14 protein-coding genes and 1 pseudogene are annotated in these 14,697 nt (G+C 43.5%); 5 read left to right on the top strand and 10 right to left on the bottom strand.

The features are described 5' to 3' along the window. Positions 1–167, bottom strand: a 167-nt coding sequence (locus DWV34_RS18125; RefSeq protein ID WP_147342260.1) for a helix-turn-helix domain-containing protein, incomplete at its 3' end; no start/stop codon positions are given. A gap of 104 nt (positions 168–271) precedes the next feature. Here DWV34_RS18125 and DWV34_RS14370 point away from each other — a divergent pair. The 3 genes and pseudogenes from DWV34_RS14370 to DWV34_RS14360 form a co-directional block, all read left to right on the top strand. Then, complete coding sequence (locus tag DWV34_RS14370; RefSeq protein ID WP_118476563.1) at positions 272–1,042, top strand: hypothetical protein; 771 nt, start codon at positions 272–274, stop codon at positions 1,040–1,042. Between the two features lie 162 nt (positions 1,043–1,204). Further along, the gene (locus DWV34_RS14365; protein ID WP_243000879.1) at positions 1,205–2,674 is read left to right on the top strand and encodes a recombinase family protein; all 1,470 of its coding nucleotides are present in this window, start codon (positions 1,205–1,207) and stop codon (positions 2,672–2,674) included. Positions 2,675–2,723: 49 nt separating this feature from the next. Continuing rightward, positions 2,724–3,113 (top strand): annotated as a pseudogene (locus tag DWV34_RS14360) (peptidoglycan-binding protein); the annotation flags it as partial. 136 nt (positions 3,114–3,249) lie between these two features. Here the strand turns inward: DWV34_RS14360 and DWV34_RS14355 are convergent. Next, positions 3,250–4,041 (bottom strand): MerR family transcriptional regulator, encoded by a 792-nt coding sequence (locus DWV34_RS14355; RefSeq protein WP_118476561.1) that lies wholly within the window; start codon positions 4,039–4,041, stop codon positions 3,250–3,252. 76 nt (positions 4,042–4,117) lie between these two features. On the opposite strand from DWV34_RS14355, the gene DWV34_RS17755 reads away from it, so the two are divergent. Next, the gene (locus tag DWV34_RS17755) at positions 4,118–4,864 is read left to right on the top strand and encodes an MATE family efflux transporter (RefSeq protein ID WP_243000876.1); all 747 of its coding nucleotides are present in this window, start codon (positions 4,118–4,120) and stop codon (positions 4,862–4,864) included. Continuing rightward, complete coding sequence (locus tag DWV34_RS17750) at positions 4,833–5,441, top strand: MATE family efflux transporter (RefSeq protein WP_243000875.1); 609 nt, start codon at positions 4,833–4,835, stop codon at positions 5,439–5,441. Before DWV34_RS17755 ends, DWV34_RS17750 begins: the two co-directional genes overlap by 32 nt. Before the next feature lie 72 nt (positions 5,442–5,513). On the opposite strand, the gene DWV34_RS14345 is transcribed toward DWV34_RS17750, so the two are convergent. From DWV34_RS14345 to DWV34_RS14310, 8 genes are all read right to left on the bottom strand, one after another. Next, positions 5,514–7,490 (bottom strand): sodium-translocating pyrophosphatase, encoded by a 1,977-nt coding sequence (locus tag DWV34_RS14345; protein WP_039946117.1) that lies wholly within the window; start codon positions 7,488–7,490, stop codon positions 5,514–5,516. 149 nt (positions 7,491–7,639) lie between these two features. Next, positions 7,640–8,710, bottom strand: coding sequence for a branched-chain amino acid aminotransferase (locus DWV34_RS14340; protein ID WP_006565565.1), 1,071 nt, complete (start codon positions 8,708–8,710; stop codon positions 7,640–7,642). A gap of 69 nt (positions 8,711–8,779) precedes the next feature. Beyond that, positions 8,780–9,277, bottom strand: a complete 498-nt coding sequence (locus DWV34_RS14335) for a dihydrofolate reductase (protein ID WP_118476560.1) — start codon at positions 9,275–9,277, stop codon at positions 8,780–8,782. A gap of 9 nt (positions 9,278–9,286) precedes the next feature. Further along, a complete protein-coding gene (gene thyA / locus DWV34_RS14330) occupies positions 9,287–10,135 on the bottom strand; it encodes a thymidylate synthase (RefSeq protein ID WP_006565567.1) in 849 nt (282 codons plus the stop codon). Then, positions 10,132–11,310: a sporulation integral membrane protein YtvI gene (gene ytvI, locus DWV34_RS14325; protein WP_006565568.1), complete on the bottom strand. Its 1,179-nt coding sequence runs from the start codon at positions 11,308–11,310 to the stop codon at positions 10,132–10,134. The genes thyA and ytvI overlap by 4 nt, the downstream gene beginning before the upstream one ends. An 86-nt stretch (positions 11,311–11,396) precedes the next feature. After that, complete coding sequence (locus DWV34_RS14320; RefSeq protein WP_118476559.1) at positions 11,397–12,269, bottom strand: DUF5688 family protein; 873 nt, start codon at positions 12,267–12,269, stop codon at positions 11,397–11,399. Positions 12,270–12,420: 151 nt separating this feature from the next. Beyond that, a complete protein-coding gene (gene hisC, locus DWV34_RS14315; RefSeq protein WP_118476558.1) occupies positions 12,421–13,473 on the bottom strand; it encodes a histidinol-phosphate transaminase in 1,053 nt (350 codons plus the stop codon). A gap of 1 nt (position 13,474) precedes the next feature. Beyond that, positions 13,475–14,668, bottom strand: coding sequence for a pyridoxal phosphate-dependent aminotransferase (locus DWV34_RS14310; RefSeq protein ID WP_118476557.1), 1,194 nt, complete (start codon positions 14,666–14,668; stop codon positions 13,475–13,477). Between the last annotated feature and the right edge of the window lie 29 nt (positions 14,669–14,697).

Here is a 14,697-nt window from a genome sequence, read left to right as displayed (position 1 = left end):
ATGGCACTAAAATAACGTGCGGTTAGTACCTCCCACATTCTGCCGTCGGACAACTTCTTTCCATTCTCAATGTCGTTTAGCGCGGTTTTCGTGATTCCGGTTAGATCTTGTAATTGCTTTAAAGTTATATTTTTATTGTGTCGTGCGTGCCATGTTCTTACTTCCATAAATCACATTATAAATGAAAATTAGATATGAATTTTTGGTAAGATTTACCATAACAATACACTTAAGAGGGATGTTACTAAATTACTACAATAAGGAGGATTTTATGGAAACTCAAAAATTTTATGCAAATACCTGGTTTACTATTTTAATGCTTATTATCTTTTTCCCGGTTGGATTGATACTTATGTGGAAATATGGAAAGTTTAATAAGGTTGTTCGAATCGTTATTACCGTTCTTCTTTGTCTTGGTTTGCTATTTTCCTTATTTGGAGAAGAAAAATCAGATTCCGAATCAACCACATCTTCATCAGCCACTGAAAAGAAATTGACTGCTGCCGAAAAATTCGCTAAAGAGCAAAAACTTTCTTCTAAAAGAGGAATCAATTTTTATAATTCTCTAAAAAGCATCGGAATTGAACCATCTAAAATTGATGTACAGAAAAAAGCTGAAAATGGTATGTCTTTTAATTATTCTGATTATTCTTTCGAAGTTTATTTCGATAACGACAAGGTAAAGAACTTGAATAGTGGTACTGTAAAATTTATATCAAAATTTAAAAAGGTCGATGCTGTCAAAAACCGTTTACTTTCTTCTGAAGAGCGTACCTGGTTAATCTCATCAACAAAAGAAAAGGTAAAGTCTGTATTGAAAGCACCGAAAACCGCAGATTTCCCTGGTGCAATTCTCCATTCTGAAGACTGGTCAATCTCTAAGGACAAAAATAAATACACAGTTTCTTCTTATGTAGATGCTCAAAATAGTTTTGGTGCACAGACAAGAAGTGAATATACTCTTATTTTTAAATGGAATGGTGATACAGACATAGAACCGGAATTAACATCCTTTGTTTTTGATGGAGATAAAATTTTATAGATAAAAACCGCTCGGCGGCAACCGAGCGGAATTAAATAGACTATGGCCGGATGTCTCCGGATTTATCTACCTAGCAAATAGATTATATCATTTTAGAGAGACACCTGGCAATAGGTGTTATTTTTGTACTCTTTTTTAATACAATAGAATGAGGTGATGTAATTGAGAATAGCCGCTGCTTATATAAGAGTAAGTACACATATGCAGGAGGAATTGTCGCCTGACGCTCAGAAGCGTCTTCTGGGCGAGTACGCAAAGAGGAATGGTATGATTCTTAGCAATGAGTTTATTTTTATGGATAAAGGGATTTCAGGTAAGAAGGCTGAAAAACGTCCTGACTTTATGAAGATGATCTCCATGGCCAAACAAAAGCCTGCACCATTTGATGTGATCCTGGTTTGGAAATTCAGCCGTTTTGCAAGGAATCAAGAAGAAAGCATCGTATATAAAAACCTGCTTCGTAACAAATGTAAGGTTGACGTGGTAAGTATTACAGAACAAACCGGTGATGGTATGTTCGGAAAACTCATCGAGCGTATCATCGAGTGGATGGATGAGTTTTATTCCATACGTTTAGGAGAAGACGTGACAAGAGGTATGGTGGAAAATGCTATGCGTGGAAATTTCCAATCATCACCGGCCCTTGGATATCAAGTTGTACGCAAGGGAGAGTTGCCGAAAAAAGTTCCTGAAGAATCAATGCCTGTTGAAATAGCATTTAAAAAGTTTGTTTATTCTTCTATGGGTTTTTTAGAAATTGCCCGACACTTGAACTCTCTCGGCTATCGCACAAAGAAAGGAAAATTGTTTGAAGCGCGTGGCGTTAAATACATTTTAATGAATCCAATTTATAAAGGCTGGCTTAGATGGAATTACAGGAACCCTGATGGGACTAAGAAGTCCAAAGATGACTGGATCATTGTGAAAGTTCCAAAACTTGAACCTACTGTATCTGAAGAACTTTGGGATGCTGCAAATGAAAGAATACAATTAATGAGTAAAATTATTGTTAAAAAAAGCAAGCCATCATCTGTTAAACGTCATTGGCTCTCCGGACTAATAAAATGTTCTGCTTGCGGCCGTAGCCTATCCACTTCCGTACACACTGACAAACGATACGGAAGAACCTATATCAATTTTCAGTGTTACGGTTATTTAAAAGGAAAATGTTCAATTTCGCATCAGGTATCAGAAAAGAAGATCGTCCCTATTGTTTTATCTATGTTAAAGGAAGATTCATTAAAGAAAGAGGTTCCCTTCGAAATCTTGACGGATACAAAGAGTTCGGATGAAATCTCGATCATAAAAATGCAATTAGATAAAATAGAACTAAAGGAACTTAGAATCAAAGAAGCATACCGGAATGGTATTGATACATTAGATGAGTACCGCGAAAACAAAAATATACTTTCAAGGGAAAGGTCTTCCCTTCAAGATAAACTGGAAAGCTTATCTGTCCCTGAAGAAGAAATAAAGGCAGATATGCCAAATAGGATTAAAAGTGTGTACGATATCGTTTCAAGTGAATCTACGACTAAAGACGAAAAGTATGCCGCTATTAATTCAATCGTAAAGAAAATTATTTATCGCAAGTCTGACGGTGAAATTGACATCTACTATTATTACTCTTAAACCGCATAAATACGCGTTTCTTTCTACTACATACGCTATTACTATAAGGATGACACAGTGGGGATCTAAATATCTGGGAGATCAGGGATATACTCCTATCGAAATCCTCAGATATTACTATGGAGAAAGTATGTATATCAATACCGCGGAGCAGATTTCAGGCATTCCTTCCTCCTGGCCGGGTTATGATCTGACCATAGGCTCCACCGGTGATAAAGTCCGTCAGATGCAGGAACAATTAAACCGGATTGCGAAGGACTATCCTTCTATCCCTACGATACCGGTGGACGGCACATACGGACAGCAGACGGCCGATGCGGTAAGAGTATTCCAAAATGTATTCGGCCTTGGGCAGACCGGAGTCGTAGATTATCCGACCTGGTATAAAATCAGCGAGATTTATGTGGCTGTAAGCCGGATTGCGGAACTTAACCCTTGAGTTTTTCTCACTATTTCCGTCACGCTTTAAAATGCGTTCCTCCAATAGTGATAAAAAACAATCGCTGGCTGGCTCCTCTTGTTCAAAGGACACTTATCCGGCAAAAATAACGTCCATTCATAAAGGCGGTGGGTTTTTATTTCCCACCGTCTTTTCCTTTATATATCTGCAGTTCTAAGAAGTATCTGTCTTTTGGCTGTTTTCCGAAATAAAAGTCTGTTTCTACTATTAATAGATCTTCTGGCTGGTTTTTTGTCTCTGCCTCTTCATCGATTCTGGTGTCCTCAGATACGTTGCACTCATAAGTTCCCTCCGGCAGACTGAAAATCCCGGGATCTTTTACATCTGTCTGCTGTATCTCCAGGAAGATATAAGATTTGGCTTCTCCCCCTTTTCTATGATGTATGATACCCTGCTGATAAAAAACCGTCAGCTCCAACTTTTGGGACAGCGAATATAATTTTGTCACTTCACTCATATACGCTTTATCATCCGTGGACGGGTGATTCCAAGGCAGCGCGATGACCATTCTCTCCCCAATATATTTGCTGTAACTGTCACTGCCCTTATTCCGTATTTCCTCGGCTCCCCTGATCCGCCGTTCCAGCCCGTCTATCTGGAACAGTGTGTCCTGTATCCTTTTGGCTTTTTCCTCTGCTTTTTTCCTTCCGTCTTTCAGCAGTCCTTTCATATCTAAATGACCCTCATTATCCATATACTCCTGCATCTGTTTCAATGGAATGTCCAGCCCAAGGCACAGCAGGATCATGTCAAGCATGAGCATCTGCTCAATTGAATAATATCGGTAACCGGTATCGGGATTTATATATGCAGGCTTTAGTATACCGAGGCGGTCATAATATCTCAGAGATTTAATGCCGACTCCTTTCATCTTGGAGACTTCCCCGATTGTCAAATATTCTTTCATTTAATTCCTCCTTGACTCTCCCATGATGGGATACTTTATACTTTTATTATAACAAAAATTTGGAGGTTATTTTATAATGAACAAACATAAATTTTATCAGTTTGTGATACCGTCAGTCTGTGCATCTATGGTAACCGGATTGTATTTTGTGGTTGATGGTATCTTTGTAGGCCGCGGGGTCGGTTCAAACGGTCTTGGCGCCATTAATTTAGCAGTTCCCTTTATATGTATTTTGACTGCAGTTGCCATGATGATCGCTATGGGAGGATCAACCATTACATCCATCTTCATTGGTCAGGGAAATGAACAAAAAGCTCTGCGCTCATTTATGAACAGCATTTATCTGGTGTTGATATTTTCAGCTTTTATGACAGTGTTCAGCTTTTTGTTTTCAGACCAGATTGCCAGGCTCTTAGGGGCACGCGGAGATCTTCTATCTCTTACATCCGATTATCTCCGGTACTATATTTTATTCGGAATCTTCTTCTGCATGGCTATGGTACTAGCAGCGTTTGTGCGGAATGACGGAAACCCGAAACTGGGACTGGCCGGTATGGCGGCCGGAGCTTTGAGCAATGTCTTTCTCGACTGGCTGTTTATCTTTGTCTTTCATATGGGAATCCACGGAGCGGCCGTCGCTTCCGGTCTCGGGCAGGTAATTTCCTGTATGATTATGCTTCCTCATTTTATTCATGGGAAAGGAAGGCTGAAGCTAAAGCTTCTTCCTATAGAAAAATATTACACTTCAGAGATCCTGAGACGGGGGGGGGATACCGGAACTGATCACTCAGATGAGCCAGCCGGTCACCATCTTCTGCTATAATCTGATCGTCATACGTTATCTTGGAAACATCGGGGTATCTGCTTTTTCCGTAGTATGTTATCTTTTAACACTGGTCTTCTCCGTATTTATCGGCGTTTCTGACGGGATACAGCCGTTGATCAGCCGTTCCGCCGGAGAGGGAAAGAAAGAACTGGAACGCTGCTTCCTCAAAAAAGGTATCGCCGTAAACTTTCTTCTTGCTTTCCTCCTGTATGCCGTACTGCTCTTGTTTGGAGAACCGGTCATTCACATCTTTAACCGGGAACCGGCGCTGGTAAAGCTTGCCGGTGAGAGTTTATCTGTCTACGGAGTCTCCTTTTTGTTTGCGGCAGTCAATATGATCTTTACTACTTACCATCTGGCGTCCAAAAGGACATTCAAAGCCCTGACGATAGCCTCACTGAGAAGTTTCATCATAAATGTCGCATTTATCTTTCTCATGCCTGCAGTCTTTGGCAGGCAGGCCCTCTGGACCGGAATTATCGCAGCAGAATGTACAGTGACCTTCATCGCTGTTCTCATGATGAAAAAATCATCTGATTCTCATACCTGCAGTGCAGCGGCCGCAGAAAACTGAATTCCAACGAAACCTGTATTAGGACAAAAAAATCCATGGAACCTTTCGATTCCATGGATTTTAATTCATTTCTTATAAAATTCCGCCGATACTTAAGAATAACGGTGCGAATACTAAAGCTACGATCGTCATTAACTTGATCAAAATGTTGATTGACGGTCCTGATGTATCTTTGAAAGGATCACCTACAGTGTCACCGACAACGGCTGCTTTATGGGCATCGCTGCCTTTTCCTCCGTGATGTCCTTCTTCAATATACTTCTTCGCATTATCCCAGGCTCCTCCGGCATTTGCCATGAAGATCGCCATCATAACTCCAGATGCCAAAGATCCTACTAATAATCCTCCGAGAGCTTCCACTCCTAAGAGAACACCGATGATCAACGGGGCAATGATTGCCATAACACCCGGAAGAAGCATTTCTTTTAATGCTGCTGATGTAGAAATCTCAACACAGTTCTTATAGTCCGGTTTTCCTTTTCCTTCGAGGATTCCCGGAATCTCTTTGAACTGACGGCGTACTTCCACGATCATTTCGTTTGCTGTCTTACCAACAGACTGCATGGTGAACGCTGAGAACAAGAACGGAAGCATTCCTCCGATCAGCACACCTACGATAACTTTCGGATCCAGACAGTTGATTGTTGTCAGGTCAACAGCCTGTGAATAAGCAGAGAACAGAGCCAATGCGGTTAATGCTGCTGAACCGATGGCGAATCCTTTACCCATAGCCGCTGTTGTATTACCTACTGCATCAAGTTTATCTGTAATCTTACGCACAGATTCGTCTAACTCAGCCATCTCTGCGATACCGCCGGCATTATCCGCAATCGGTCCGTAAGCATCGACTGCTACGGTAATACCTGTTGTGGAAAGCATACCTACCGCCGCGAGAGCGATTCCATATAAACCTGCAAACTGATATGCAACGATAACCGCGATACTGATGAAGATAATCGGGAATGCTGTGGATTCCATTCCCACTGCAAGTCCTGAAATAATCGTTGTCGCAGATCCTGTCTCAGACTGATCAGCGATCTTCTTAACTGCTCCGTAGTCACTGGATGTGTAGAACTCAGTTAATTTACCGATAATATTGCCAACCAGGACACCGCCAAGGATTGCCCAGAAAGTATCCAGGTTTCCGAAGAACTGACGGCTTAAGAAGAATGCCGCAATCAAAACGATAACACTTGAGAAGTATGTACCTCCGTCCAGTGCCCTGTGCGGATTCTGGCTCTTCGTATTTACTACAAAAATAACACCGAGAATAGATGCCGCAATTCCGATCGCTGCAAGTACCAGCGGGTACACAGCCCCTTTTACGCTGAACGCTACAACACCGATGGTAATGGCAGATACGATAGATCCGACATAAGATTCATATAAGTCGGCACCCATTCCTGCTACGTCACCTACGTTGTCACCTACGTTGTCAGCGATAACTGCCGGGTTTCTCGGATCATCTTCCGGGATACCTGCTTCTACTTTACCTACAAGGTCAGCTCCGACGTCAGCGGCTTTTGTATAAATACCGCCGCCTACACGGCCGAACAATGCCACAGAGGATGCTCCCAAACTGAATCCTGTCAGTACGCTGACATCTCCAGTCACCTTGTAAACCATAGTAACACCGAACAGTCCAAGACCTACCACAGTAAGTCCCATAACGGCACCGCCGGAAAATGCGATGGATAAAGCTTTGCTCATCCCGCCTGATCTTGCTGCCTCTGCAGTCCTTACGTTTGCTTTTGTTGCTGTATGCATCCCGATAAATCCTGCAAGAGCAGAAAAACATGCTCCCACTAAAAAGCATACTGCTGATACCCAGCTCTGAATTCCAAGGCCGATCAATACAAATACTACAATACAAAATACTACAAGCAGCTTGTATTCTGCCCTTAGAAATGCATGGGCTCCTTCGTTGATCGCTCCGGCGATTTCTTTCATCTGGTCATTTCCTTCATCCGCACCTTTTACTTTCGTCATCAGTGCAAATGCAACAACCAGAGATAAGATTCCGGCTGCAATCGCAATGTACATTTCCATTGTCCAATCTCCTTTCATTTCCTCATAATATATGAATTTGAGTTTATGACTTTTAGTCACGTTTTAATATTATACCAAAGTCATTTCAAGAATACAATATTTCAATTAAAAAAAGACTGGAAGAGAGGCTCCTCTTCCAGACGTAACATTTATTTGATTTCCACAATCCATCCATGGGTATCTTCGATTTTGCCCAGCTGGATTCCGCTCACAGTGTCATAGAGTTTGTGGCTTAATTCGCCGATTCCTCCGTCTTTTACCTGCATGATCTCATCTCCCCAGCGCAGTTTGCCAACCGGTGAGATGACGGCCGCGGTTCCGGTTCCCCAAACTTCTTCCAAAATTCCTGCTTTGTGGGCTTCATAGATCTCATCTATGGAAATCCGCTTTTCTTCTACCTCATATCCCCACTCTTTGCAGAGCTGTATCACTGAGTCTCTGGTAATACCCGGCAGAATACTTCCGTTTAGTTTCGGAGTCACTACCTTGCCGCCGATCTTGAAGAAGATATTCATAGCTCCTACTTCTTCTATATATTTTCTTTCCACTCCGTCCAGCCAAAGTACCTGGGAATATCCTTCATCATGTGCTTTCACCTGGGATAAAATGCTGGCCGCATAATTGCCCCCGGTCTTGGCTTCTCCGATTCCTCCGCGTACAGCTCTTACGTAGTCATCTTCGATCCAGATGCTGACAGGGTCCAGTCCTTCCGGATAGTAAGGTCCTACCGGTGACAGAATGATAATGAACTGATAGTATCTGGAAGTCTTCAGGCCCAAAAACGGATCTGTACCGATAATAAACGGACGGATGTATAAAGAATGGTCCGGTTCACTCGGAATCCAGTCCTTGTCCAGCGCAACTAACTGCTCAATCGCCTGGATGTAGTCTTCTTCCGGGATTTCCGGAATACACAGCCTGTCAGATGAACGGTTAGATCTCTTTGCGTTCATGTCCGGGCGGAATAAATTCACGTTTCCATTTTCTGAATTATATGCCTTCAGCCCTTCAAAAACACCCTGTCCGTAATGAAAGATCGTTGCAGCCGGAGACAATGTGAGATCAGCATAGGGAACGATGCGCGGATCATACCATCCCTTTTCCTCATCATAGTCCATCACAAACATGTGATCTGTAAAAATGGTCCCAAACAGAAGCGGATCATCTTTTCCCGGTTTTTCTTTCGGACACTGTGTCTTTTCAACTTTGATATCTAACATGTTATCTCTTCCTTCCTGTTATATGTAGTTTTTCATTAAGTTTTATTATGAAACTTTTTGAATCTTCTGTCAATCGTCATTCCGTCTCTGATACTTCAAAAATACATATTCAAGGTCAAAATAAGTCTGTTCTTCACTTTCTTTTACAATCTCCCACTCTTTTCGTGCGTCAAGATCCGGAAAATAGGTGTCTGCATCATATGCATAGTCGAGTCTGGTAACATAGGCCGTATCACAGTAAGGAAGCATCATCCGGTATATACTCTCGCCCCCGATGATAAAGATATCTTCATCCGCATATTTTTTAAGTTCTTCAAACAATTCTTCCCGGCTGTGGACCACAATGGCTCCCCGGCCGTCGTAATCCTGATCTGTCGTCAGGACAATATTCGTCCTCTTCGGAAGAGGCATGCCGTTTGGAAAACTCTCCAATGTCTTTCTCCCCATGACTACAACTTTTCCTGTCGTAGTCTGCCGGAACATCTTCATGTCATTTGGGATATGAACCAAAAGCTGGTTTTCCCTGCCGATTCCCCAGTTTTTGTCCGCATTCACAATCAAATTCATATTTCTCTCCTATATGGCAATGGGGATATCCTTAATCTGCTCCCCTGCTTTGTAATCTTCTATCTTAAAGTCATCCAGAGTAAACTCATAAAAGTCTTTCACATCGGGATTCATGGAAAACTTCGGTGCGTCATAAACCGGGCGCTTAATCAGTTCCTCTATGATCGGAATGTGCCGGTCGTAGATATGTGCGTCAGCGATCACATGGACAAACTCTCCCGGCTCCATGCCGCACACCTGTGCCAGCATATAAAGCAGAACCGAGTACTGGACTACATTCCAGTTATTCGCCGCCAGAATGTCCTGAGATCTTTGATTTAGGATGCCGTTCAGGACAAGCTTTTCATGGCCCGGTTTCTTGGTCACGTTAAATGTCATGCTGTAAGCACACGGATAAAGGTTCATCTCATGCAGGTCCTGATGAACGTAAATATTCGTCATGATCCTGCGGCTGTATGGATTGTTCTTTAAGTCGTAGATCACCCTGTCTACCTGATCCATCATGCCTTCCGCATACTGATGCTTTACCCTCATCTGATAGCCGTATGCCTTACCGATGGATCCGTCTTCGTCTGCCCATTCATCCCACACATGACTCTTTAAATCATGGATATTGTTTGACTTCCTCTGCCAGATCCAGAGCAGTTCGTCTACAGCAGACTTGACAAATGTCTTCCTCAGTGTCAGCGCCGGAAACTCCTTTGACAGGTCATAACGGTTCACAACGCCAAACTGCTTGATCGTATAAGCCGGTGTGCCGTCCGGCCATTTGGGCCTGACCTTTTCTCCCTCTGTGCTGGTTCCATTTTCTAAAATATCTCTGCACATGTTGATGAACAGAGTATCTGCGTAACTCATGATTCTTTTCCCTCTCTTTCTCTTCTGTCAAGTTCTTCTTTTATCTGTTCTTCTTCCTTCTCACTGTTGATCGTCAGCATCTCGATCCTTCGCTGGAAGAATGCAATCTTCCGGTCAAAGATCCCCAGCTTATATAGATTATACACAAAGATGCCCAGAATTAAAGCAAGAAGCATGCCTCCAATGCCCGAGAGCTTTAAACCGATATAAATCAAAAACAAAGTGGCAAGGGGTGAAATCCCCATACTGTCTCCCATCATCTTAGGCTGAAGCACCTGTTTGGTCACAAGACAGATCACATAGATGATCAGCAGTATAATGGCGGTCTTAATATCTCCTGTGAGGATCTTGTAGAGTGCCCAAGGGATGATCGCCGTCCCGGTCCCAAGAATCGGCAGCACATCAAGAATCGCGATCACAACGGCCAGGAAAAATGCATAGCTGATCCCCGCAAGGATAAAGCCGATCCAGAGAATCGCAACTATAATGACCATGATCTTTACCTGTGCCCAGCAGTAGCTTGCCAAAACTCCGAGTGTATTGTGGTAAAAGATACCGATCTTATGACGGACCATCTTTGGAACGTGCTTTTCATATCCCTGCACAATCTTATCCTTATCCACGATAAACAAATATGAGGCAAAGAACATAACCACCGTTCCGATAAATCCGCTGGTCATGCCTTTGGCCACATTGCCGGAATGTTCCATGCCGTAATTCCCGATGGCACTCACTGCCTTGTCCAGCACCTTGTCCGTGGAACCGAGCATCGTATCAAACTTTACTCCCATTCCATATGGCAGAGAATCCAGAAGGTGCACTGCCTGTTCTTTCAGATTCATCAGCTGTGTCTGGACCGTCTCCCTCAGATCCGGAAGATTGGCCGCAAATCCCACGATCTGGGCGGCCAGCTGGCTGACAATAAATGAGATCAGTGCGATCAGGCCTGCAATTACCGCAATAATGATCAGTGCCGAGCCGAATCTCTTCGGAAGACTGATCTTGTCTTCCAAAAACGCAATCACCGGATGGGCCAGCATCGCCACAATCCAAGCAGCCACAAAGGGCCATAAGAATCCGATGCACTTAGGCAGGACAAAGATCAGAAGAAAGGCCCCTCCCGCGATCACTATAAGTTCCATGAATATTTCCAGATATATTTCCCAACGTCTCATCTTTCATCACCCCAGCTTTTTAATTATTTACATTATAAAGTAACGTTCTCCGGATGACAAGGTCACAGTCCCTCCGGATGTAAAATTCACACTTTCGACATAAATACATTCTGCCCTTTTTCATAATAGTAAATCCGGTCAGACAATATCTCACCTTCATCCACCACGGTACGGTTTACTTCTTTCACCAGTTCCGAGAGGGCCGCAGGATCACTTCCTTCCTTTTCAGGCACAAGCAGAACCTCATGGATACTGCTGGGAAGAATATAAAATCCACCTTTAATCTGATCGGAAAAACTGTCGAGAATTCCTTCATAGAGGACAGTTCCCGCACCATTGAGTCCCTCTTCATTGGTCAGGACAAACAGCTCTCCTGCCGCATCCATCTGAGGAAATAACTCCTCCATAGGCCGGAGCAGGGGCGGAAAAACTCTCTTTGTATTTGCTTTTGCATCTTTCATGAGCTGATCCTTTGTGATGCCCCATAAGTCAAGATCCTGATTGCGGATCAGAGCACTGGCCATCCCATTCTTGTCATGGTGGGCAAACCACCGGTAAGTCACGGCCAGATCCTCGATTCTCTCACAGGGACAGTCCTTTAACTGTTCTTTGTTCTTCTCATAATTTACAAGACGGAAAAATAGCAGATCCCTCATGTGGCTGTAATCCCTGTAAAGGGAAGCATCGATCGGACTGTCTGCCCTGCTGTCCTCATAGACCGCACCTATCCTGCATAGGATCTCTCCCAGGTCTGCTCCCTCCCGGTAGTCCTCATAATAGGAATCTAAATAAATGATAGGCTGGCAGACTTCTTCTCCTTTTCCGATACAGAGGCCGTTTAAACTGATGTTATTGTTCTTTGTCACCTGCCGGATGGAGGCCTGCTTTTCCTCCGGGTCCTTCACATACTCCAGTATGTGTTCTTCTACATAAGTTAAAAACTCTGGTCTGGTCAACATAACCGTCTCCTTCCTTGCTGAAACGGAAGTCTACGTCATACCCCTCCCCGTATATTCCATATTTTAGAAATAATTACATTATTATCTTAACTCAAAGTTTTTAAAAAAGCAAGCAGTACCGGGAAATTTTCCGTGACCTGCCTGCTTTATCCTATGGCCTTATTTGTTTTTTCAAAAACTTCACCAGAGTCTGCATCTCATCATCTGTGCCGATCGTAATTCTTAAATAATTGTCAATTCTGGGCTTGTCAAAATACCGGATATATATTTTTTCTCTCTTTGCTGCTTCGAATAATTCTTTGGCCGGAATAGATTCGTGTGATGCAAAGACAAAATTTGCCTTGGAATCCGCAAATGCAAATCCCAGATTTCTAAGTTCCTCCTGAAACCATTCTCTGGTATTTATAATCTTTTCTCTTGTCTTTTGGAAATATTTTTCATCCTCGATCGCCGCCTTCCCCATAACAATGGCCGGCTCGTTCATCGTGTAAGAATTAAAGGAATACTTCACATCGTTCATAGCCTTGATCAGCTCTTTATTTCCCATGGCATATCCTATCCTGAGCCCGGCAAGAGAGCGGGATTTAGAGTATGTCTGTACGACCAGCAGATTATCATATTCAGGGATAAGGCTTCTCGCGCTCTCACCCCCAAAGTCGATGTAAGCCTCGTCCACGATCACAAGAACATCTCTGTTATGATCTAAAATATCCCTGACTGTCTCCAATTCTAAAAGAGCCCCTGTCGGCGCATTGGGATTCGGAAAGATCACTCCCCCGTTTTCTCCGTAATAATCTCCGGCATGTATGCCGAACTCTTCATCCAATGCTTTGGTCTCATACGGGATCTGAAACAGACTGGCCCAGACATCATAAAAAGAATAGGTAATGTCCGGGAAAAACACCGGCTTTCCGGAATTAAAAAACGTCAGAAAAGCGATGGCTAAAACGTCATCTGAGCCGACTCCGACGAAGACTTCGTCCCGATTCAGACCGTAGTAGGAACTGATCGCTTCTGTGAGATCCGCCGCTGCCGGGTCCGGATATTTTCTCAGATGTTTAATATGGTTTATCGCTTCTAAAACTTTCGGAGAAGGAGGATATGGATTCTCATTGGTATTCAGCTTGATCACACCGTCCTCTTTCGGCTGTTCTCCCGGGGTATACGGGACTACATTTCTTATATTATCTCTCCAAGATTTCATTTTAATTCTCCTTGTATTCATCGATCAGTTTCTGAAACAGGGGCAGCGCCTTCTCAATCCTTTCCGTAGGTACACAGTAGGAAATCCGCACATAACCCGGACATCCAAAGCTGTCCCCCGGAACCATCAGCAGGTCATACTTCTTTGCCCGCTCACAAAATGCGTTGGCGTCCGGTTCCAAAGCCTTGGGGAACAGGTAAAATGCCCCTCCCGGCTCCACACAATCGTAGCCCATATCCGTCAAGGCATTATAAAATAAGTCTTTGTTTGCCTGATATACGGACAGGTCTGCCGTGAGATCAGCACAGTCGCCGACTACTTTCTGATATAAAGCAGGCACACTCACATAAGAAAGCAGCCTTCCTGAAGCAATAAACACGGGCAGAAGATCCGCATAGTCCTCCGCCTCACACGGTGCGATGATATAGCCGATCCGCTCTCCGGGAATAGAAAGGGATTTGCTGAAAGAATAACAGACTAATGTGTTATCATAATATTTCGGAACGTGGGGAAGTTCTATTCCGTCATAGACGATCTCCCTGTATGGTTCGTCGGATATGATATAAATGCTGTGGCCTGTCTCTTTCTGCTTCTCTGTGAGAAGCTCCGCAAGCCTCTGTATCGTCTCCCTGGAATAAACGGCTCCGGAAGGATTGTTCGGGGAATTGATCAGCACAGCCTTGGTGTGCACATTGATGGCAGACTTAAGCCTTTCAAAATCAATCTGGAATGTCTCAGTCTCAGCCGGTATCACGGCGAGCTTACATCCGGCTCCCTCGGCATATACCTGATATTCAGGGAAATAAGGCGCAAAGGTGATAATCTCATCCTCCGGCCCGTCCACCAGACTTTTAAAACAAATGCCCACAGCCGCCGCAGCGCCAATCGTCATGAAAATATTATCCGCGCTGTAAGCCGTGTCAAACCTTTTGTTCAATGACTTTGCCACTGCATCCCTTACCTCAAATATGCCCGCATTGCTTGTATATCCATGGACTGCCACCGGATCGCCGTTCTCTATGTACTTCATAGCCGTCTCATCCACTTCCTTCGGGGCAGGAACCGATGGGTTTCCTATACTGAAGTCAAATACATTTTCAGCCCCCACTTCTTTGGCCCTCTCCATGCCGAATTCAAAAATATCCCGGATCACGGAGTGCTGCTTCGATAACTCTAATACTTTTTTTGATAACATAAATCCCACTCTTTCTTTCGTATGTTCAC

This window comes from Anaerostipes sp. AF04-45, assembly GCF_003461725.1.
Taxonomy (GTDB): Bacteria; Bacillota; Clostridia; order Lachnospirales; family Lachnospiraceae; genus Anaerostipes; species Anaerostipes caccae.
This window is presented reverse-complemented; position numbering and strand designations above follow the sequence as displayed.